Origin of the sequence: Paenibacillus rigui (assembly GCF_002234615.1) — a bacterium.
Classification (GTDB): Bacteria; Bacillota; Bacilli; order Paenibacillales; family NBRC-103111; genus Paenibacillus_S; species Paenibacillus_S rigui.
In genome coordinates this window covers 1-2,774 of record NZ_NMQW01000091.1, presented here as the reverse complement: position 1 = coordinate 2,774, position 2,774 = coordinate 1, and the positions used below count along the sequence as shown (strand labels likewise).

The 2,774-nt window shown below is 38.2% G+C and carries 3 protein-coding genes; all 3 read left to right on the top strand.

Features of this window, described 5'->3' with window-relative positions; translation table 11 throughout:
* Positions 1 to 100: 100 nt before the first annotated feature.
* The 3 genes from CF651_RS33505 (at position 101) to CF651_RS31740 (ending at position 2,749) form a co-directional block, all read left to right on the top strand.
* Positions 101 to 352 carry a GNAT family N-acetyltransferase gene (locus CF651_RS33505; RefSeq protein ID WP_094018873.1) on the top strand — a complete coding sequence of 84 codons (252 nt, stop codon included), beginning with the start codon at positions 101 to 103 and terminating at the stop codon, positions 350 to 352.
* A gap of 658 nt (positions 353 to 1,010) precedes the next feature.
* Complete coding sequence (locus tag CF651_RS31745) at positions 1,011 to 2,072, top strand: phosphotransferase enzyme family protein (RefSeq protein WP_094018872.1); 1,062 nt, start codon at positions 1,011 to 1,013, stop codon at positions 2,070 to 2,072.
* A gap of 212 nt (positions 2,073 to 2,284) precedes the next feature.
* A complete protein-coding gene (locus CF651_RS31740) occupies positions 2,285 to 2,749 on the top strand; it encodes a hypothetical protein (protein WP_094018871.1) in 465 nt (154 codons plus the stop codon).
* The last annotated feature ends 25 nt before the right edge of the window (positions 2,750 to 2,774 follow it).

Genomic DNA, 2,774 nt, shown 5'->3' with positions numbered 1-2,774 from the left:
CTTGTTTCAGCCACATGTACGGAAGCTACGGCTTCTCTTTTTATCTATTTTTCGATGGCTGCTTCGTCGAGGCTTGCTGCCACAATTAGCCTAGGGGGCAATTGTTCAGCAAGCCCTAATTAGTCGACAAGATTTATTTCCGTGGCTTGCATGTCTATACATTTCTCCGGATTACAGAGGGAAAGCAATCGGAAGAAAACTTCTAGAACATGGAATAACAATATCGAAAGGCAAGGGGTATAACAAACTATATTTATGTACAACACTTGATAATTACTATGAAAGATATGGCTGGGAGTATTTCGATAAGGGGTATTACCTTAACGGAGAAGAAACCAAGATATATATATAGACTATTATTTAAAGATCTTATGGAAGTGATTCGAAGAAGTGGGGTCCATCGGATAACACCGTATTCACGCTGCGGTCGCTAACGAGGCTTTTCATGGAAGTGGAAGCAGGCAGATAACCCTACGAGGCTAAGTCTTCGACCCAGTCGCTATGCTCCTTTAAGCCTCTCGGGTTCGTGAATACAAGAACGTTATATGCAATCGGGGCAAAGCTTAATAAAGAACGAATAGTACCATTACCAAATATTTGAGGTAGTGGTATATTTATTCTAGGAATAATTGATGTTAGGCAGCATGACTAAAGGAATTAAATTGCGGTAAACCAGTAAAAGGACGACAAGACTATAAAAACGAAAACCGTTAAAGGGACGAGAAGATTATAAAGATCGAAAAGGCAGTTAAAGACTACAAAGATAGTAAAGATCGATAAAGCAGTAAAGGGCTACAAAACTATAAAGACGAATATTCAAGGAAGGCATTAACTTCTGCTAACACCATATTCACGCTGCGGAGCTTACGCTGCTTGGTCTGCCAGAGGCATTTCGGGGAAGTGGAAGCAGGCAGCCGGCGCTTTGCACCTTAAGCCTCTCGGGTTCGTGAATACAAGAACGTTATCAGAAATTAGGGCCAAGAATATTTAAAAACAGGGAAGGTGAATTCTTGAAGCCTTTTTTCCACTTTGATACAGACGAAACAAGACAAAGTTTACTCTCACGAGCAAGGAACGTTGCTCTAAGGGCAATTCAACAGTATGAAATCGAATGGAATTGTATTCGTTTTATTCAATTATCAGATACCATCACATACAAAATAGAGACCAACAGAATGGATAATTATTTACTTCGCATTCATTCAGAAAGAGTAAATAAAGAAGAAATCATTTCTGAACTTGTTTTTCTTCATGAATTAAGGAAAATAGGTGACTTGATAGTACCTGAAGGGATTATAAGTCGCAATGGTTCTTATGTTTTGGAATGTGAAACAGAGGAGGGGTATCGGAAACCTTGTGTCACAATAATGAAATGGGTCGAGGGAGAGCGCTGGAGTGAAGAGTTCACAGATAGTCATGTATCCAGCATTGGCGTTATGATGGGGAAACTGCATGAAACCTCAGCAAGTTTAGATGCACCACATAATTTTGTTCGACCTCATTGGGGGATTTCTAGTTTTAGGAAAGAGATAACCAAGTTAGAGCGTTATTATCCACGATTTCTATCGGGCGGATCATGGATGCTATATCAAAAAGCCATAGATAAGATCATTCATCAATTGGAAAGCATGCAACGAGATGTTCGAAATTACGGTCTAATTCATGCGGATTTGCATTCCGGAAACGTTGTGTTTAACAACGGACTCCCATACCCAATTGATTTTGGAAGATGTGGGTTTGGATACTATTTGTATGATATGGCTGCTGCATTGTTGGAGCTTTATCCTAAACATCGATGGTTGCTTATTCAAGGATATGAGAGCGTAGTCAAACTAGGCAAGGATTACATTCGCGACCTAGAATGTTTTTTTATCATGTTTATGATTGAAAACTATTGTCATCACTCGTCTGATACTAGAGAAATCCCTAGTTTAATCGAGGAACAAAAATATGCTCTGGCTTATATTACAGAATACACAAATGACAGATCATTCTTATTCAAAATAATAGAACCTATAGAACCCGAAAAAATAGAGTTTTTTAGCGAACTCGAGGAGGGCCCCAACATCTGATAACACCGCATTCACGCATCGGGGCTGACGCCCCTCGGTCCGTAAGAAGCATTTCCAAAAGCAGCCGAATCAGTGGACAATCCTGCACTGCCTAACCGCATCGCGGCCGTTCCCTTCGGTCACTTAAGGCAGTAAGGCTTCGTGAATACAAGAACGTTATGTGAAATAAAGGGCAAGAGAATATTATTTAAAAGGGGGAGTTTCGGGAAGTTATGATAAATCAAATTATACTTCAAGGACGATGCCCTCTAGACTTTATTAATTTTTATAGAACCGAACTGATCTATACGCAAATCGATCGATTTTCCAAGGAAATTGATATTAAATGGAAGACAGTAATAAATAACTATTTAAATCTATATATTGATGTGAATACGATTCATGTATTTACATCAATTATGGAATATGATGTCGAGCTTGATAACGTATTTAATCGTTTTTTTGAAATGAACAATCCTAATGATATCAGATGTATTGATTGTAAGATAAGTTCATTAATAGATAGTACAACACTACTACCAGTGAGTAAAGTTTACGCTGGTCACAAGGCAATTTGTGTTATTGATTTTAATAAGAATAATGAACAAAGAATCGAACTTCCCATTATTAAAGAGTTTCACAGTAAAGATTCAAGAGAAGTAATAATATTTAATGAATTTGAACGCAGTTCTAAGTAGGCCCATATAATGCTCCCATAGGTTG